Source organism: Clostridium yunnanense, assembly GCF_016595795.1.
Taxonomy (GTDB): domain Bacteria; phylum Bacillota; class Clostridia; order Clostridiales; family Clostridiaceae; genus Clostridium_AR; species Clostridium_AR yunnanense.
This window is the reverse complement of record NZ_JAENHN010000039.1, coordinates 133,079-152,739: the sequence shown is the minus strand read 5'-3', so window position 1 is coordinate 152,739 and position 19,661 is coordinate 133,079. Positions and strand designations below refer to the sequence as shown.

At 33.3% G+C, this 19,661-nt stretch carries 12 protein-coding genes and 1 other annotated feature (1 of these 13 cut by a window edge); of the genes, 9 read left to right on the top strand and 3 right to left on the bottom strand.

The window, feature by feature from the left end; all coding sequences use genetic code 11:
- Nucleotides 1-58, top strand: a binding site (T-box leader); it begins 203 nt to the left of the window's first position.
- Nucleotides 59-361: 303 nt separating this feature from the next.
- Both tyrS and JHL18_RS14150 read left to right on the top strand, forming a co-directional pair.
- Nucleotides 362-1,573, top strand: coding sequence for a tyrosine--tRNA ligase (gene tyrS / locus JHL18_RS14155; protein ID WP_200270263.1), 1,212 nt, complete (start codon nt 362-364; stop codon nt 1,571-1,573).
- A gap of 184 nt (nt 1,574-1,757) precedes the next feature.
- Nucleotides 1,758-2,381, top strand: coding sequence for a DNA-3-methyladenine glycosylase (locus tag JHL18_RS14150; protein ID WP_200270261.1), 624 nt, complete (start codon nt 1,758-1,760; stop codon nt 2,379-2,381).
- A gap of 444 nt (nt 2,382-2,825) precedes the next feature.
- On the opposite strand, the gene JHL18_RS14145 is transcribed toward JHL18_RS14150, so the two are convergent.
- Nucleotides 2,826-3,344 carry a hypothetical protein gene (locus JHL18_RS14145; protein WP_200270259.1) on the bottom strand — a complete coding sequence of 173 codons (519 nt, stop codon included), beginning with the start codon at nt 3,342-3,344 and terminating at the stop codon, nt 2,826-2,828.
- Nucleotides 3,345-3,637: 293 nt separating this feature from the next.
- Between JHL18_RS14145 and JHL18_RS26485 the strand changes: the two genes are divergently transcribed.
- Nucleotides 3,638-5,377 carry a right-handed parallel beta-helix repeat-containing protein gene (locus JHL18_RS26485; RefSeq protein ID WP_200270257.1) on the top strand — a complete coding sequence of 580 codons (1,740 nt, stop codon included), beginning with the start codon at nt 3,638-3,640 and terminating at the stop codon, nt 5,375-5,377.
- A gap of 60 nt (nt 5,378-5,437) precedes the next feature.
- Here JHL18_RS26485 and JHL18_RS14135 read toward each other — a convergent pair whose 3' ends face one another.
- A complete protein-coding gene (locus JHL18_RS14135) occupies nt 5,438-8,098 on the bottom strand; it encodes a discoidin domain-containing protein (protein WP_200270254.1) in 2,661 nt (886 codons plus the stop codon).
- A 502-nt stretch (nt 8,099-8,600) separates the two neighbouring features.
- Entirely contained in the window at nt 8,601-10,277 is a 1,677-nt protein-coding gene (locus JHL18_RS14130) for a glycoside hydrolase family 13 protein (RefSeq protein WP_200270252.1), read from the bottom strand.
- Nucleotides 10,278-10,637: 360 nt separating this feature from the next.
- Here JHL18_RS14130 and JHL18_RS14125 point away from each other — a divergent pair, with 360 nt between their 5' ends.
- The 6 genes from JHL18_RS14125 (at nt 10,638) to JHL18_RS14100 (ending at nt 19,502) form a co-directional block, all read left to right on the top strand.
- A complete protein-coding gene (locus JHL18_RS14125) occupies nt 10,638-11,672 on the top strand; it encodes a LacI family DNA-binding transcriptional regulator (protein ID WP_200270250.1) in 1,035 nt (344 codons plus the stop codon).
- A 111-nt stretch (nt 11,673-11,783) separates the two neighbouring features.
- Nucleotides 11,784-13,685 (top strand): hypothetical protein, encoded by a 1,902-nt coding sequence (locus JHL18_RS14120; RefSeq protein WP_200270248.1) that lies wholly within the window; start codon nt 11,784-11,786, stop codon nt 13,683-13,685.
- A 29-nt stretch (nt 13,686-13,714) separates the two neighbouring features.
- A complete protein-coding gene (locus tag JHL18_RS14115) occupies nt 13,715-14,965 on the top strand; it encodes a sugar ABC transporter substrate-binding protein (RefSeq protein WP_200270246.1) in 1,251 nt (416 codons plus the stop codon).
- A gap of 85 nt (nt 14,966-15,050) precedes the next feature.
- Nucleotides 15,051-16,292 (top strand): carbohydrate ABC transporter permease, encoded by a 1,242-nt coding sequence (locus tag JHL18_RS14110; RefSeq protein WP_200270244.1) that lies wholly within the window; start codon nt 15,051-15,053, stop codon nt 16,290-16,292.
- Nucleotides 16,293-16,294: 2 nt separating this feature from the next.
- Nucleotides 16,295-17,143, top strand: a complete 849-nt coding sequence (locus tag JHL18_RS14105) for a sugar ABC transporter permease (RefSeq protein ID WP_200270242.1) — start codon at nt 16,295-16,297, stop codon at nt 17,141-17,143.
- A gap of 118 nt (nt 17,144-17,261) precedes the next feature.
- Entirely contained in the window at nt 17,262-19,502 is a 2,241-nt protein-coding gene (locus tag JHL18_RS14100) for a glycoside hydrolase family 65 protein (protein ID WP_200270240.1), read from the top strand.
- Nucleotides 19,503-19,661: the final 159 nt, after the last annotated feature.

Below are 19,661 nucleotides of genomic sequence, written 5' to 3'. Positions count from 1 at the left end.
GTCGTAAGGCATTAATAAATTGAGGTGGTACCGCGAAGTTTATACTCTCGCCCTCTAGAGAAATCTAGATGGCGGGAGTTTTTTTGTTTATTAACTAATATTATAAAGTTATTCTGCAGGTAACTTTATAAACGGCTTAATTAAACTGAGCTTTCATGCTTAAGTATAACTAGCTTTATCTAATATGAAACTTCAGTTGTAGTGAAATATCAGTATTAGGGTCTGATTCGAATAGATAAAAAACAGCTAAATAAATTTAAATTTAGGAGGTGAAGTTAAGTAAAAGTTACGTCTTTTTATAATAAGCAATAAGTTTTTAACTGAAAGAAAGACCTAATTTTTAAAACTTAACTTGATTAATATGATTAATATAGAAGAGCAAATAAAAATAATTTCCAAAGGTGCAGACGAGATTATAAGCTTAGTTGACTTGAGACAAAAGCTAGAAAAGTCAATAAAGGAAGATACACCATTAGTGATTAAACTTGGACTTGATCCATCAGCTCCAGATATACATCTTGGGCATGCAGTTGTGTTAAGAAAGATAAGGCAGATGCAGGAGCTTGGGCATGAAGCTGTTATAGTTTTAGGGGATTTTACAGGAATGATAGGTGATCCAACTGGAAAATCAAAAACCAGAAAGCAACTTTCTAAAGAGCAAGTTATAGAAAATGCTAAAACTTACGCAGAGCAAATATTTAAGATATTGGACAAAGAAAAGACGAAAGTTAGGTTTAATAGCGAATGGCTTTCAAAGCTACACTTTGAAGATGTATTAAATCTAGCGGCAAAATCGACAGTGGCTAGAATGCTTGAAAGAGATGATTTTAAAAAGAGATTTGAAAGTAATCAAAGTATTTCAATTCATGAATTTTTCTACCCTTTAATGCAAGCTTATGATTCTGTAAGCTTAAGGGCAGATATTGAGCTAGGTGGTACAGATCAAAGATTTAATATACTGATGGGTAGAACACTTCAAAGAGATTTTGATATAGAAAGTCAGGTTGCTATATTTATGCCTTTACTTGAAGGTGTAGATGGAAAAGAAAAGATGAGCAAAAGTTTAGGAAATTATATCGGTATAAATGAAAGTGCTAAAGATATATTTGGAAAGACTATGTCTATACCAGATGAAAATATCGTTAAATACTTTGAATTAACTACTGATATACATCCAGATAAAATTGATGAAATTAGAAGAGAATTAAATAGCGGTAAGGTAAACCCTAGAGACGTTAAGGTAAGCTTGGCTAAGGAGTTAGTTAGATTGTACCATGGAGAAAAAGCTGCTGAGCAAGAGGAGCAAGAATTCATAAATATATTTCAGAAAAAAAGTATTCCTAAAGATATAGAGGAACTTCAAGTAGATGCTGAATTGTTAGATAAAGATTTAATCTCGGTTTTATTTGAAAAAGGCTTATGTAAGAGTAAGAATGAGGCTAAAAGGCTTATAACTGGTGGCGGAGTAAAGATAAATGGAGAGAAGATTGTTAATCACTTAGAGGTTTCATTAAGTGATGAGGATATAATTCAAATAGGAAAGTTAAGATTTGTTAAAGTAAAACTTATATAATATTTACTTGAGTATAGGGGATAATTAATCATAAAACTTATATTTTTAATGAGGGTATATGGACAATGTTATTATTCTAAAAGAATAGGAAGGTATATTTAAATGTTATATGCTTTAGAATAAGGGTATCTACTTTAAATATAACTTAAAGATATAATTCTAATTGAACCAATGGGAGAGAATCATGAGAATAAACAAAGCTTTTTATGCAAGAGATGCAATAACAGTATCTAAAGAACTTTTAGGCAAAGTTTTAGTAAGGAAAGTAGGAGAAACATTTTTAAGGGGAATAATAGTTGAAACTGAAGCTTATATCGGTGCTATAGATAAGGCCTCACATGCATATGGCGGCAAAATGACAGAGAGAGTTAAACCGCTATATGGACCTCCTGGAATTGTATATGTTTTTTCTATATATGGGATGTACCATTGTTTTAATATAATAACGAAAGAAGAAGGAACTGCAGAAGGTGTACTCATAAGAGCAATAGAACCTATAGATGGTGTGGAAGAAATGGCTAAAAGAAGATTTGATAAAACAATCGATTCCCTAACTAATGCTCAAATGAAGGCTCTTACCAATGGTCCATCAAAGCTATGTATTGCTTTTGCAATAAATAAACAAGACAACTGGATAGATATGACTGAAAGTGAAGAGCTATATTTAGAAGAGCCATCAGATAATAAGAATATATCAGATGAAGACATTGTTGAAACTACTAGAATAGGTATAGATTATGCAGAAGAAGCTGTGCATTTTCCTTGGAGATTTTATATCAAGGATAATAAGTGGGTTTCTAAAAAGTAAGGTTTATCTATATATCTAAGTGAATCAAAAAGATAGATTAAAAATATAAATATGCTGGTGATTATATGAGTCCTATAATTATTTTTGATAAGAGAACAGGATATATTTTCTACTGTGAAGGTATAGAAGATATGGAATGGATATTTGTTTAAAGATGTACCAATTCAATCCGAAATCTATTTTTAAAACTCTCACGGGTTCTGGTGAGAGAATTTAAAAATAATAAATTTTATTATGAATTGGTACATCTAAAGATGAACCACTTCGAACCGCAATCTATTTTTAAAACTCTCACGGTTTCTAGTGAGAGAATTTAAAAATAATAAGTTTCATTACGAAGTGGTTCATCTATATAAAAGCTAGAGTTTAATTTGCATATCTGTGAATAATAAAAAATTAAAACTTATAAGGAGAAGAAATTATATTCTTCTCCTTGATAACTATTTAATAGCATATAAATGTATCTATTCTTCTTATGTCTATTCCGAAATAAACCCATCTATAGAACATCCATCTCCATCCGGAAACTGAGTATCGATCTACTGATGTTAGGTAAGCCCAATAAGATCGCCCGTTGTTTTGCCATATATAAGTGTATTTAAATAGGCAAGGACGAATGGAAATTGGACTCACTGCTTTTGTAGTTCCGCCTCCAATTTGAGGTCCACCAAAGGCTTGAGGTCCTTGAGAATACTGGGATCCTGCAAGAACTTTAGCTTTAGGATCGTTTTTTGAAGGATTAAATGAAGGAGGAGGGGCCATAGGTGGTGTATTTACTGGAGCAGGAGGTGGTGTTGGCCTGTCAGAAGGGCCTCTCATATCCTCTTCTAAGCTCTCATATATTGGAGCATAAGTAAAACTAACATCTACTTCATATTCTCCAACCTCATCTACATCACTTCCGTCATCATAAAATCTAAAGTGACTATTTGGATTGAAGTACTCGTTATTAAAGAAATCCATCTTGATCTCCCTTTAAAAATTTATCTCTTTATAAGAATATGAAATTTACACCACTTAAGTTACAAAATATGTAATATAAGCTTAGAAAAATAAAATTCAGCTAAATTTAAGTAAAGGCTACAATTTCTTTATATCAGTCCATTCTTATTTTAAAAATCATCACTGGTTCTTGTGAGAGAATTTAAAGATAATAAGTATTGATTTTATTATAAGGGCAAAGTATAATTTAAGTTAAGTAAAACGGTTAACTTCTTTTAAAAGATATGGATTTATTTTAGAAGGAGTGTATATTAGTGATAGAAAAAAAGTATTTAGAAAATGATTTTAATATTGTTAGTGTTGGCGCAGATATGCCTTATGACACTTATAATGCAGATGATGAAGATGAAAGCAAAGTAAAGACTAATGGTACTATTATCGGTCCGAAGACTACTTGGACAACCCAAGAAGCAGAGGCTTTTGGGAGAAGAGCAGTAAAATTAGACGCTGAAGGTCAATATGTTCAAATAACTTTGCAGGAACCTGCTAGTGGACTAGTTGTTAGGTTTTGCATACCTGATGCAGAAGAGGGAAATGGAATTGATGCTGGGATAAGTTTGTACATTAATGAAAATGCTTATAAAGATGTAATGTTGACATCAAGATATAGTTGGATGTATGGCGAGTACCATTCTCATAAAGAAACAGATACTATGAAGGTGAGATGGTCTAAAAATCCTAAGTTAGGAAACCCGCATAGATACTACGATGAAGTTCGTATAAAATTGGATAAAGTATACCCAGCTGGAACTATGATTAAGTTCCAGAGAAACAAAGATGATTATAATTTCCATCGTGCTAGATATATTATTATCGACTTCGTTGAAGCTGAAGTTATTCCAGAGCCACTTGATATGCCAGAAGGGTTTCTTTCAATAACTGAATTTGGAGCTGGTGACCAGGTTGATTGCATGGAAGCTATAAATGCTTGTATTCAGGCTGTATACAATTCTGATGGAAGGTATAAAGGTCTTTGGATACCAGAAGGAGAGTTTAATTTCAACATTGGGCGTAGAGGAGCAGGAGATGTAGAGGGTACTAGGATATTTTTAGATAAAGGAATAACTATCAAGGGCGCTGGGATGTGGCACTCAATATTGCAGGGCAGTTTTGCTAGTATTTATATAAGATCAGGAAATTGTCACATATCTGATTTTTCAATTATAGGTAATGAGACAATTAGAGATGATTATAATGGAATAGCAGGAATAGAGGGCATAGGGACAAATACTCTAATTGAAAATATATGGATAGAGCATACTAAGGTAGGTTTTTGGTTTTCTGATAGAACTGATGGAGTTCATATTAGGGGCTGTAGAATAAGAAATGTATGGGCAGATGGAATTAACTTGCATAGAGGAACCTCTAATTCCATAGTGGAACACTGCAATTTTAGAAATTCAGGCGATGACTCAATGGCTATGTGGTCTGATACTTATGCTGATGTAAATAACACCTATCAGTACAATACTATTCAAACTCCTTGCTTGGCCAATGGAATCGCTATATATGGCGGAAGAGATATTAAGTTATTGAATAATTTAATTTATGATACTGTAGATAACGGAGCAGGTATTTCTTTTGGAACAGACTTTAATCCGCCTGAAATTAGTGGGACTTTCTTGATTAAGGGAAATAGATTAGTGAGATGCGGCTCATATCAGCATGATTTTCACTACGAGGTAGGAGCTCTATGGAGTCTTTGGAAATTTGGTGCTAAGAAAGATGTTAAGGTTATAATAGAGGATAATAAAATAGAGGATAGCGTGTATTCAGCATTATTTATTTCTTGTAATGATAATGATAGCGTTGGAGCTGAACTAATATATTCATCAAATAACATCAGTAATCCTGGTACACACATGGTTCATATATCTAAATGGGCAATAGGTTCTGCTAAGTTTGTTAATAATCAAGCAACAGAGCTAAAGCTTGAAGCCTTTAAGAATGAAGGGGATTTTCAAGTTGAAGCTGAAAATAATAATTGGAAATAAGCTATAATAAAGCCCCCTGTTTTTAAACAGGGGGCAATTTCACTATACTTAGATTTTACTTTACCAGCTGTTACCTGTTCCTGATACTGTAAAACTTGATGAAGTATTTAAGAACTTTCCAGAAGGAGCTCCAGTAACTGTGTTGTTGTTAAAGATTGAAGATCCTGTAGCTGAGCCTCTTATATAAACTCCATAAGTTGCAGAGTTATTAATTGTATTTGAAGTGTATTTTACAGTTATTCCAGGGGCTGGTTCTTCTATAAAAATTCCTGAATAAGTACTGTCTTGAATTATATTATTGGATACATTAATTGTAAGGTTTTGTGCCTTTCCGCTGTTGCCAGTCCAATATGCCCAAATTGCACCTATTTCATATCCATAATCCTTGTGATAAGAACCACACCTTACAAGTTTGTTGTCGTGAACATCTAAAGTTCCTGTCATTGATGGAGGATTGAAATTAGTTCCATAAGATATTCCTGATCCATTTACTAATGTATCAGTTACTAAGTTATTAAATACTTTGTTATCCTTTCCTCCATAGATTGCAATATTGTTTGCTAAAGCAGGAAGTTGAACAGTGTTATAGCTAAAGGTATTGTTTGTATCAAGATAAGTGTCTGACCACATTGCTAAGCCATCATCACCAGAACCTCTTACAGAATTATTAGTTACAACAGTATTTGATGTACCATAGTGAAGATTTATACCATCTGCCCAGACGTCTCTTACTCTGCATCCAGAGATTGTAGCGGAAGTTGTTTGATTTGTAAGCCAAAAGCCTACTTTAGTGTGCTCAATCCATAAGTTGCTCAAGTTTGAGTTTGTACCATTACCTTCAACACCAGAAACTCCGTTATAGTCATCTCTTATTACATCATTTGCACTTATCATAAAATCTGATAGAGTAACATTACCGCCTCTTAGGTATATACCAGCAAAATTACCTTTAAGTGAAGAGTACCACATTCCAGCACCTTTCATAGAAACACCACTGTCTAAGTATAGCCTTGTACCAGAGCCGTCGTATCCAGCGCCTTTAGTTCCGTTGTTTAGATTAAAAGTTCCTGCAGGAATCCATACTCCTTTGTAGGTTCCACCTGAATTTTTTACTGCATTAATACAATTATTTATTGCAGTAGTATCATCTGCACCATCATTTGCTACAGCACCATAAGCTGTGATTGAAAGATAATTTGATGGCTGGGTTAAAGCTGAAGGTATAGCTTCAGTTTCAATTAAGTCTATAGTAACATTTGCAGTTGAACTGAAGTTTAAGTTTGATGAATTTCTTTGAAATTTAAGAACAGTTCCTGCTGGGTATTCTTTATCTAAAGTTACTGAAACTTCATCATATAACTTATGAGGAGTTGTTGGTGTAGCAGTTGGATTGTTAGACCAACGAATCTGTCCTCCCTCACTTCCCCAGTTTCCATAGTTCCAGATATACTTGGAAGTTAGACTAACATCCTTAAGTAAAGTTCCGTTTAAGTATAAACTTATAGCAGAGTCAATACCTGTGCCTGAGGAGTTATCTGGGATAGAATATCTCACCACAACCCCTTTTGCTGGTTTTGATAGAGTTATCTGAACATACTGTCCAGCAGATGTAAGCTGAACAGCTTTTCTACCAGAAGCTTCTGCAGCTATATTTCCAAAAGTAGTAGAAGGTCCTATCAAGTTTCCGGAATAGTTTGATGCTTCGGCCTCATAAGTATCATACGGCATTGTTGCGCCATATGTGCCGTTGCTAGGTGGATTTGTAGGATCAGTTGGGTTGGTGGTTCCTAAGTTTGAACCGTATGCTTCAAATTCTGAAACTTGCCCTCCAGTAGAGCCACTATTTGATGTAAAGCTTAATCTTACATATCTTGTAGATTTTGAAGTAAACTTTATAGTAACAATATTACTTGAAGTTGGATTAAAAGTGTAAGTTGCAGAGGCTGCAAGAGTAGTATAGCTTGAATTATCTGTACTTCCCAAAATTGAAAGGGTTTGTGTTCTTGATCCCCAAGAAGTAGGAAGCTTAAGAACTACTGTATCTACGTTAAGAGCACTTCCAAGGTCTACAGTAAGATTGTTTGGGTACGAGTTTGCCGCGCCTTCATAGTAAGTAGAAACATTTCCGTCATTAGCATAGTTTGCAGGGAAACCAGAATAGGAGTTATTAGCTGTTATTGACTTGTTTAATGTAAGGTTTGTACCTGAAGGAGGAGTATCTTGAGTAACGCTGCTGACTGTTAAATTATCTATATTCACATTTCCAGAATCAGTTGTATCAAATTTATATGCAACAGTATTATTCCCAGAGTTAAGCGTTACAGTTTCAACTTCAGTATTCCAAGTATCCCAGTTTGAAGTTGCTGCAAGTGAGATTTGCTTTTGTTTTGTGCCATTTAAATATAGGCTTAGAGTTTTAGTTGAGCCAGTACCATTAGCGTATTTTAAAGCTAATGTATAACTGCCTGCAGAAGAAGCATTTACAGTAAATTGGGTAGATGCAACTCCTTTATTTGTATCGGTATATCCACCTACAAAGCCGCTTCCCGTATATCCAGTATGGTCTGTTGCTTTAGTAGTTCCTCCTGATAATGTAGCTGATTCGGCTTCATAGATTTGTGAAGCTGCTAGTACTTTTACACCTAATGAAATCTGAGAAATAAAGAATGATAGAAATAGAACTACAGTGAAGAATTTGTTAGCTTTTAATCTTTTAAACAATATATATACCTCCATATATTTAATTAATTTGCTAAGAGATACAGTAATTAAAGATACTTATAAAAGCTTCACCTTCCTCTCGTTGATTTTTTGTATTTAACCATAATAAATATTTTTAACTTCATGTAAATTACTATAGTCTTAGCAATTCAGGACTACTTTGTAATAGGATATTGATTTTATTTACCATTAAAACGTATACATAAATGCGCTTAATATTTATAGAGTCCCTATCCAACCATTAATTTGTATATGTCTAAAAAGCCACATAAAACGAGGTTTTATAACAAGTAACAATTAGGTTTTTATATAGGGTTCCAACTTAAGTTTTCGTAATGGAACCCTATAGGAACTCTTTATAGGACTTCTAACTCAAATATTAAGTTATACATGTCCGATAATCCCCAGAAGTCACGATTATCGAACAAGTATAACTTAAGTTTCGATATATGAATCCTTTAGCAAATATTAACGGTGGGCTATAAGCAACTTATTTAAAGATTTAGATTAATCTATATAAACGGCATTCATAAGGATTAAGTCTTATAGAAGAAATATTGTGATCAGAAATATCATAATTTGATAATAAAAGTTCACAGTTTTCAAATTCTATATCTTCAGGTAATAGGTAGTCAGTTTCTTCACCAAAGAAATTGGCTATTATTAAGAATTTTGAATCTTCGAGAGTTCTCATATATGAGTAAACATTCTTATCTTCTCTATGTATTTCATTAAAATCACCATATATAAGAGCTAAGTTAGACTTTCTTAAGGATATAAGCTGTTTATAGAAATTTAATATCGAACTTGCATCTTCAATTTGTTTTTTTACGTTTATCTCTTTATAGTTTGAATTTACATTAATCCACGGTGTTTCAACGGTAAAGCCACTATTTGAACTTTTATCCCATTGCATTGGGGTTCTTGAATTATCGCGGGAAGTATTACGTAATCCTAATAAATAGTTTTCTTCACTTACCAATCCGGATTCTACAAAATCTTTATATTTATTAAATACTTGAATATCTCTATAATCTTCTAATTTGAATTCCCAAGCATTAGTCATTCCAATTTCGTCACCATAATATATAAAAGGAGTACCTTTTTGTGTGAATTGAAGTAGGGCAAGCATTTTTGCAGACTCTTTCCAATAAGCAGTATCATCACCTAAACGAGATACTGTTCTCGTACTGTCGTGATTTGAGTAGAATAAAGGACACCAACCCTCCGACTCATCGCGCATTTGCCAACCACTTATTATCTTTTTAAAATAGGCTAAGTCAACAGAACCTTTTTCCCAAGGATCTTTACCAAGACCAATTCCATTTATATCAAAGTGGAAGGTCATATCTAATTCGTTTCTATCTAAACCTGTATAAAGATAGGCGTTGTGAAAACTTATATTGCCTGTTTCTCCGATTATTACGTGATTTTTATCTTTAAATAAACTGTTTCGTATATCTTTAATGATTTCATGTCCCTCAGGAAGGTTTTGTATGAATGACATAAAGTCACCATAAACTTGTCCTTTGTTTATAGGGCCATCTGGGAAGGTCAAGTCCTTTGCAAGATGATTTATAGCATCAAATCTAAAACCATCCACTCCTTTATCAACCCAAAACTTAATCATATCTTTAATCTCTTCTCTAACCTTTTCATTTTTCCAGTTAAGATCTGGTTGCTCTTTAGAGAAGATGTGCAGATAATATTCATCTGTTGTTTCATCGTATTCCCAAGCGCTTCCGCCAAAGAATGAACCCCAGTTATTAACCGGTTTACCATTCTTGCCAGGGTGCCATATATAATAGTCTCTGTATGGGTTGTCTTTAGACTTACGACTTTCTTGGAACCATGGATGTAGATGAGAAGTATGATTTATTACCATATCGAGGATGAGTTTCATATCGCGTTTATGAAGTTCGCTTACAAGATTATAAAAATCGTTAATAGTACCGAACTCGTCCATGATATCCCTAAAATCACTTATATCGTATCCGTTATCGTAGTTTGGAGACTTATTTATTGGGTTAAGATAGAGTATATTAACACCGAGATCTTTAAGATAATCTAATTTTTCAATTATTCCATGGATATCACCAATACCATCTTTATTAGAATCTTTAAAACTTCTAACATACACCTGGTAGGCTATTCCCTCTTTCCACCACTGTCTATCCATTATGCATCACTCCTTTTATAACAAATAATTAAACTATTCAGTAAAACGGTTAACTATTCAGCTATATATTACACCGGTTTGTAAACATAGTCAATGAGTAAAATCGTTATTTAATAGAGTGAAAAGATATAAAAACAACTTTTAATATAATCAATAAAAAATGAGTGAGTATATATCGAAATTTGGAGTAATATGTGGTATAATAGTGATGTAAATGTTGTCAGAGTATAAAAATGATTTGAATAAATTATTCCATAAATGAGAAAAATATTTTGAATTTATTTTTCAAAACACATTGACAAACTATTTTTGCCAAACTATAATCAAAATATAAGTTAACCGATTAACAAAGGAGTGGCGATGAGAGGCAAAATAACAATAAGAGATGTAGCAGAATATGCAGGAGTTTCAGTAGCTACAGTATCAAATGTAATAAACAATATTAGTAAAGCATCTGAAGAAACTAAAGCAAGAGTATTAAAAGCTATTGAAGAAATAGGGTATCAACCAGATTATACAGCACGTACTTTAGCTAAAGGAAGATCTAATCTTATAGGGATTATGCTTCCTATAACTGAAAAAGGAGATGAACCAGGAATATTATTAAGAAACAATCCTTTCTTCAGTGAACTAGTTAGCGGAATAGAGTATGTAGCTAGAAAAAATGGTTACGATATCCTTATGTCCGGCATAGAAACAGATCAAAAGATAAAGAAATGGATAAACAGACGAAGCCTTGACGGATTAATATTACTAGGAATACATCCTAAGTCATTTTATGATGAAATGAAGAATAACAAGCTTCCTATTGTATTGGTTGATAGCTATGATAAGCACCCAAAGGCTTTTCATAGGATAATGGTTGATGATGAAGGTGGCGGATATATGGCCACAAAGCATTTGTTAGATTTAGGTCATAGAAATATAGTATTTGCAACAGGTAATGTACATAATAGCGGAGTTAACTTAAAAAGATTCGAAGGTTATAAAAGAGCTTTGAGTGAAGCTGGAATAGAATTTCGAGAAGAACTTGTTATTGAAGATCATGTCACCTCAAATGGTGGCTATGAAATAGGTAAGAAGATAATGGATATGGGTAAGAAGGTTACAGCTGTATTTGCGGTAGCTGATATACTTGCCTTTGGTATTATAAAAGCTTTCACTATTAATAAGAAAAGAGTACCAGAAGATTACTCTATTATAGGCTTCGATGATATAAAATCATGTGAATATGTCACACCAGGGTTAACTACAATAAAACAGGATATATTTAAAAAAGGAATGGCAGCAGCAAAAGCACTAATTGACGATATAGAATCTGGAATGTTATGTGATGATTGCATAATACACTCAACTGAACTTATTATAAGAGAGTCTACAAAAAAAATAAAATAAAACATTAATACAGTTAATCGGTTAATTAAATGAGTTTTATTTTTTAACAGGTTAACCGCTTAACAAAAACATATATGACAAAGTTAATTTACAGTGCGAAGAGGTTTTGAAATGTATAAAGGAATAACTAATTTTGGACTTGGTAGGTTCTGTGCTGTATTTTCGGCTACTGAGGAACTAAGTGATGGTTTTTGCAGAGGAATACAACATTTTTTTTCAAAAAATTATAATAATGACTTAATTAGAATGGCTACTACAGTAAACTGCTTTAACCGTGATGGCAAAAGAACAATAGAGTATGCCAATATATCATATGATGGAGATTGTGCACCTAGTTTAATTAAAGTAGATAAAGAAGGCTCAGAGTATATCTATGATGTGTATACCAAATATGAGGCTTCTTATGAAATTGAAAGAACAACAAGTGCATATCCTACGGTTGATGCAATTGTATTAGAAGAAATACTAGAGAATAATAGCTTGGATGATATTAGTTTTGAACAATATGCATATGTATTTTTTAATCATGCTAGTGGACAAGTAGACGTTAGGTATAACGAGATAAATAATTGTGTCATATGGACCAATAAAGCAACTTATCAAAAGCTTGTTATCGCACTTCATGAGGTTAAACCTGATACTTTGTATTTATCTAAAGAAGCTAAAGCAACAGCAGTAAATACAATTCAGAAGATACTAAAAGGTTCAACTTCTGACCGATATCACTTGAGCGGAGAAGATGGGTTATCAATGGCTCTAGGCCAAATGATACATTTAACTTCAAAAGAAAAGAAGATCTTTAAGTGGTACGTAATACCATGTGAAAATGATCAAGAAGGGATTGAGGTACTGGAGCAACTGAGAAAAAGCGATTCTAGGAGTATTGCAGAACAGCTCCATCAGGAGTTTTTTAATAAAGGAAATGTAAAGGACTTCACTGATGAATTTGTAGAAACAGCATACCTTAGAAATCTTCTGTCCATTAAGGCGGTAACGATGGATGGATTTGTTCCAGCAGATATTGTAGGACACTACTACAGTGGTTTGGGCACTCCAACAATGTATATAAGAGATTCGCTTATGGTAGCTAGAGCCTTTCTTTACGGTGGATACTTTGATGAATGTAAATCCATAATTAATTATATAAAGAAAAGACCTAGAAAAGATCGAGGAGAGTTTTACCAAAGATATGATGCAAACGGTAATCCGGCCGAAGGATTAAATAATGATGTTAATCATCAGTTAGATTCTTTAGGATATTATCTCAGCATGATATATCAATATTACATGAAAACTGATGAGGTTCTAACAAACCTTGAAGATATAGAGGATATAGTAAATTGTATTGAAGTAAATCAGACTTATATGGGGCTTATTGGACCTGAGGGAGGAGTCAATGAAGGTGTATACGGACAAGCATATATAGTATCAACTAACATGTTTATCTCAGGTGGATTATACCATATCAGCAAATTCCTCAACTTAGCTGTACAAAAAGGCATCTATAAGAATACAGATGATGTCAATCAGTTAATTGATAATATAGAAAGAATTGTGAAAGAAATAGAAAAGGGTATAGATTTTATGTGGAATACTGAAAAGGGTTACTATAACTATGGGTACTCTGCCACCAGTGAAAGCATAATAGAAAGATACGATACACCTCAATATTTTTCAGTCTTATTTGGTTATCCAAATACTGAAAAACTGGTTGAAAATAATGAATACCTTATTAATAAGGCAATGTTCTTTGAAGATGGTATAGGTTATTCACAACAAAGTTATCACCACGGTCCGTGGATATTTAATACAGCGGCCTGTGCACAATATAACCTTTTAATTGGTAAGCACAAGCAATATTTAAATAAACTTAACTGGATACTAAAACATCTTAATAATTACTATTTAGCTCCAGAAGCAATTCACGCTGAGGATGAAGATGTTTGTTTTAACAATCCATTAACTTGGGCCTGTGCTGAAGTAGTTGCTACAATTGCCTTAAAAGGCTTTTGATAAAAATTAATACTTAGGGGGGTTTATTAATGAGAAGTAAAAAGTTTATTACTATGTTAATTACAGCAGCGGTAACGATGAGTATTTTTGCTGGCTGTGGAAAGAGTAACACAACAACTGGAAAGAAAGAAACTAAAAATGAGCAAGTAACAATAAGGATTTGGCATCCATATGCGAATGCAGAGGAAACTGAATTTAAGAAGATTGTCAAAGATTTTGAAACCAAACATCCAAATATAAAAACAGAGGTGCTTGCTATACCGTTTGATCAATTAGCTGATAAGTCAAAACTTGCATTCAGTAGCCATGATGCACCTGATGTATTATTTGGTGTTCATGATGGTATAGGTAACTATGCTGAAATGGGTGCTCTTGAACCAATGGATCAATATGTAGATGATATGAGCAGCAGATTTATGGATAGCGCAGTAGAAGCTACTAAATATAAAGGTGCTTCTTTAGCAGCACCAATATCAGTTGAAGGTCCAGTATTAATATACAACAAAGATCTTGTAAAGACTCCACCAAAGTCATTAGATGAACTAGTATCAGTTGCAAAGCAAAATACCAAGGATGGTAAGTATGGTCTAGTTTTTGAGTACACTAATTTCTACTATGCATATGGATTACTAACAGCATTTGGAGGAGATGTATTCAAGGATAGAAACAATGAAGCAGCTAAGCCAAATCTTAATACTCCAGAAGCAGTAAAGACATTAGATTTCATAAGAAAGATTAAGAATGAAGATAAGATTGTTCCAGCTCAAATAGACTACCAAACAGAAATGGCATTATTTACAGAAGGAAAAGCAGCATTTATGCTCAATGGACCATGGTGCTTTGGTGATTTAGAAGCTGCTAATTCAAAGGTAAAAGGTAACTGGGGAGTAGCTTCATTGCCAGATGGAGCAAAACAAGCTAGCCCATACATGGGAGTTAAAGTAGTTTATATACCAAAGGATGCAAAACATAAGGATGAAGCAGGAGAATTTATTAAATATGTAACATCAACAGAAGTTATGACTGAGTTAAATAAGACTGTAGGATGGGTACCTGCTAATAAGAACGTAGATGTATCTGCAGACTTTAAAGCAAAGGGAGTTCAAGAACAAGCTAAAAAGGCTTATGCAATACCATCTATTCCAGAAATGGGTAAGGTATGGGATCCAATGAAGGATGCTCTTACAAAGGCAGTAACTACAAATGACGATACTAAGAAGATAATGGATGACGTACAAGCTAAGGTACAAAAGGAAATTCAAACTTTACACGGTAACTAGTTTAGTAATTAGATTTAAACAGTGGTTTCAGAGTGATGATATATTACTCTGAAACCATCATAAATTTATAACACGAGGTAGAAATATGAAGGGAAATGTGGTAACTACATCAGAAACTAAAGTTCAAGACAAAGTTTATACAAAGATATCGATGTGGAAAAAGATGAAGAAAAATAAAACAGCATATTATTTTATTCTGCCATCGATGCTAATAATTTTGTTATTATCTCTAGGACCAATTATATATGGTATAGGTTTATCCTTCACAAATTATAATATTTATACTGAAGGAGAAATGAGTAAACAAGCTTCCTTTAAAAAGGATGTTGAGAAAAAGGAAAATGAGATTAAAAATGAGGCTGACGCTACAAAGAAGGTCAAGCTAGAGCAAAAGCTAAAATCATTTGAAGACAGTCAAATAAAGATGCTAAATAATGAAAAGCTCGATCAATTAAAGAAATATTACAATAATTATAAAGATGAAAATAATATTGAAGCAATGAAAAAGGTTCAAAAAGATATAGATTCAGTAGATAAAAATATCAAAGCTGGAACACTCTACGAACCATTACAGTTTGTTGGAGTATCTAATTACATCAAAGCAATTAAAGCTGATTCTGAATTTATGACAGTGCTATTAAGAACTGTTGTATGGACAGTTATCAACTTAGCATTACAAGTTTTTACGGGCGTATTTGTTGCAATACTAATTCATAGAAAATCAATTAAGTTAAAGAAAGTTATGAGAGGTATATTGATATTGCCATGGATAATGCCACAGCTTATATCTTGTTTAGTATGGAAAGCAATGTTTAATACCGAATTTGGATTTATAAATTTTATGGCCACTAAGATAGTAGACATATTTAAGCCAGGGGCAACTGTAGGTATAACTTGGCTTCAGACACCTACTTTAGCATTTATAGCAGTTATAATCGTTAATGTATGGATTGGTATACCGTTCATAACAATGTCAGCTACAAGCGCCCTTCAATCAATTCCAGAAGAACTATATGAAGCTGGCACAATGGATGGTTGTAATGCGTTTAATAGTTTGAGATATATAACTATACCTCTATTAAAAACTGCATTAGTACCAGCTATTTTAATGGGAACGATATGGACATTCAACTGCTTCAATGTGCCATATTTGATAACAGAACAAGGATCCAACACTCCTGTATTCTTAGTATCAAACTATATGTTTAAATCAATGCGTACAGGTTCGTACAATATAGCATCAGCATATTCAGTAATAGTATTCTTAATATTATTGGTAGTAACAATAATCAACATAAGAACTTCAAAAACTTTAGAGGAGGTGTAGTGATGAAGAGCAAACATAAAAGAAAAGTTCTACTTACTGACGTTTCGATATACGCTTTTTTAGCAATATTTATAGTTATAACCATGATACCAGCATGGTGGATTCTGAGTTTATCCTTAGAAAATGGTTCAGGTATAGTATCAACCCAGGTTCATTTACTTCCGAAACATTTTACTTTAGATAACTATAAAACAGTACTTGGCAATGCGGATTTCTTAATGTGGGCTAAAAACAGTTTAATCTTCTCAGGTGGATCAACTATAGCAGCTCTTTTTATCGCTGTGCTTGCGGCATATGGATTTTCAAGATTTTCTTTCCCTGGGAAGAAATTCGGTATGCTTATGTTCATAATATTTATGATGTTGCCAATGACAGCAGCTCTATTACCTCAATATCTATTAATGCAAAAACTAAGATTGACTAATACCTATATCGGAATGATATTGATGTATACCGCAGGAGCACAAACCTTTGCTATTTGGAACCTGAAAGGCTTTTTTGATACAATTCCTAGAGATTTAGATGAAGCGGCAACAGTAGATGGAGCAAGCAGATGGAGGATATTCACGGATATTATTATACCTCTTTCAAAACCAGCTATTGCTGTAACAACAGTAATAATATTTCTAGGACCTTGGACAGATTTTGCAGGAATATTTATGTTTATATCTGATCCTGATAAATACACTTTAGCTATGGGGTTATCAAAGTGGGGCTCTGACTTCAGATCAACTCCTTGGCCGATATTCGCTGCAAGCTCATTTATAGTAGCTGGTCCAATAACAGCACTTTATATGTTATTACAGCTAGGTGTTAAAAATGGATTAACTGTTGGTGCAGTTAAGGGCTAGCATAAGAATATAGGTTGAAAGCATATTTCTACTTGAAAGAAATCCCCAGTAAATTCTGGGGAATTTTTATTATATAAACACAAGCTGAGTTTAAATACTTTTTAGGAGGGAAAATACGATGAGTTGGACTTTAAAAGAAAGTGATTTTAATAGAGAAAACTCCATTACTAATGGGAACAAGTTCATAATAGGAAATGGCTACATGGGGTACAGAGGGACCCTTGAAGAGTATACAAAGGAAGATTTAGCTGCATGTAATTTATCTGGTCTTTATGATCAAGTTGAAGGAAAATGGAGAGAAACAGTAAATGCTCCAAATGGGCTTTTCACACGTTTATACTGTAATGGTGAATTGCTACATGCTAAAAGCTCTGAGGTTTTAAGTCATGAACAGACTTTAGATATAAAAAATGCTGTACATGGGAGAAAGACTGTATTTAAAAGTTCAGAAGACATAAGTGTAGCTGTTTCTTCTGAGAGATTCGTCAGTGCTGAAGATCTTCACATGATATGCATGAGATATAAATTTAAAGTTTCGAAAGAGTGCGAGATCATAGTTCAAACTGGTATTGATGGAGATGTGTGGGATATAAATGGTCCTCATCTTGAAAACTATAAATGTGATGCTTCTAATGGTGTGATATTCATGGAAGCTTCCACACATGAGTTAAACAGAAAAGTGGCTGTAGCAGAGGTTATAAAATCTGATTTTAGAACTCAAGGAATAGGCTTTTACGATAAACAGGTATTTAGAAGCCTGAAATTCTGTTGCGAAAAGGATGTGGAGTATACTTTAGAAAAGGTTGTTTGTGTATATACAGAAAATGATGTAGAAAATCCTTTGAAGAATGCAATAAATTCCTGTGCCAAGTTTTTATACAGTACCTATGAGGAAAAATTAAAAAAACATCAACAGGTATGGGGTGATAAGTGGAAGCGTTCTGATGTTAAAATCTCAGGGGACAATGAAGGTCAATTTGCATTAAGATATAGTATTTATCATCTTTTGATAATTGCTCCGACACATACAGAGAAGGCATCTATACCTGCAAGAGGTTTGTCGGGACAGGTTTACAAGGGGGCTATTTTTTGGGATACTGAGATGTTTATGCTTCCTTTCTTTATATATACAGACCCGAATACTGCAAAGAATCTTCTAATGTATAGATATCATACTCTTGAAGGCGCGAAAAGAAAGGCAAAGGAATACGGATATGAAGGTGCATTTTACGCTTGGGAAAGTCAAGATAGTGGAGATGATGCATGTACATTATTTAATGTAACTGATGTATTCACTAATAGGCCAATGAGAACATATTTTAGAGATAAACAAATTCACATAAGTGCAGATGTGGTATATGGATTATGGCAATATTATACCATAACTGGTGACTTGAGTATTATTTTAGAAGGTGGAGCTGAGGTTATTCTTGAGTGTGCACGCTTCTTTTACTCATATGCATACTATAAACCTCAAAAACAAAGATATGAAATGCTTAGCGTAACTGGTCCGGATGAATACCATGAAAGGGTAGACAACAATGTGTTTACAAATACGATGGTTAAGTTCAGTTTAGAAGTGGCGCTTAAGGTCTTAGACATATTAAGAGAAGAGTATAAAGATGACTATGAGAAGCTAATGTTTAAGATGAATTTTGAAAAAGAAATTAATAATATTAGAGATATTTATGAAAAAATATATATACCAACACCGAGTGAGAAGTCAGGAATAATCGAGCAATTTGACGGTTATGAAAAGCTTGAAGAGCTTACATTAGACGAGCTAAAATCAAGGATTATAAATAAAAATGAATATCTTGGTGGAGGAAATGGTTTAGCTACTACAACTAAGATACTAAAACAAGCTGATGTAGTTCTTATGCTAAATCTATTTAAAGAAAGATATCCTATGGATGTAAAGAAAAAGAACTGGGAGTACTATGAACCTAGAACAGAACATGGTTCAAGCTTAAGTCCATGCGTATATGCGCTTCTAGCTTGTCATATAGGGTATTCTGAATGGGCTTATAAATATTTCAGCAAAACAGCAACTATTGATCTTACTGGAGATTCAAAGCAATTTGTTGGAAATCTATATATTGGTGGCACACATCCTGCAGCAAATGGAGGCGCTTGGATGTCGGCAGTATTAGGCTTTGCAGGTGTTAATTTTAAGAATAATTCAGTTTTGATTACACCTTCCTTACCACAACAATGGGAAGAAGTGAGCTTTTATATAAATGTAAAAAATCAAGGGTACTTTGTAACTGTAATGAAAGATAGTGCTAAGGTTATAGCAGATGAAAATAACACTGAAACGAATGCTTTTTATATCTTAGATAAGACAATAATATGTTAAAAAAATTAATAGTGTATTAGTTAATCGAATAATTTATTATCTACATAATATTAAATGAAGATTTTAATAGCAACCCATGTATATGATGTTAAACGGTTAACAATACATAAAAATTCCTAGTCTTAAATTTAGTTTGCACTTGCTCGAAGATCTTTCTTA

Excerpts from the sequence above, each read along its gene's own strand:
- JHL18_RS14130 (WP_200270252.1), bottom strand. The coding sequence starts at position 10,277 with ATGGATAGACAGTGGTGGAAAGAGGGAATAGCCTACCAGGTGTATGTT.
- JHL18_RS14110 (WP_200270244.1), top strand. The coding sequence starts at position 15,051 with ATGAAGGGAAATGTGGTAACTACATCAGAAACTAAAGTTCAAGACAAA.
- tyrS (WP_200270263.1), top strand. The coding sequence starts at position 362 with ATGATTAATATAGAAGAGCAAATAAAAATAATTTCCAAAGGTGCAGAC.
- JHL18_RS14100 (WP_200270240.1), top strand. The coding sequence starts at position 17,262 with ATGAGTTGGACTTTAAAAGAAAGTGATTTTAATAGAGAAAACTCCATT.
- JHL18_RS14105 (WP_200270242.1), top strand. The coding sequence starts at position 16,295 with ATGAAGAGCAAACATAAAAGAAAAGTTCTACTTACTGACGTTTCGATA.
- JHL18_RS14120 (WP_200270248.1), top strand. The coding sequence starts at position 11,784 with ATGTATAAAGGAATAACTAATTTTGGACTTGGTAGGTTCTGTGCTGTA.
- JHL18_RS14145 (WP_200270259.1), bottom strand. The coding sequence starts at position 3,344 with ATGGATTTCTTTAATAACGAGTACTTCAATCCAAATAGTCACTTTAGA.
- JHL18_RS14125 (WP_200270250.1), top strand. The coding sequence starts at position 10,638 with ATGAGAGGCAAAATAACAATAAGAGATGTAGCAGAATATGCAGGAGTT.
- JHL18_RS14150 (WP_200270261.1), top strand. The coding sequence starts at position 1,758 with ATGAGAATAAACAAAGCTTTTTATGCAAGAGATGCAATAACAGTATCT.
- JHL18_RS14115 (WP_200270246.1), top strand. The coding sequence starts at position 13,715 with ATGAGAAGTAAAAAGTTTATTACTATGTTAATTACAGCAGCGGTAACG.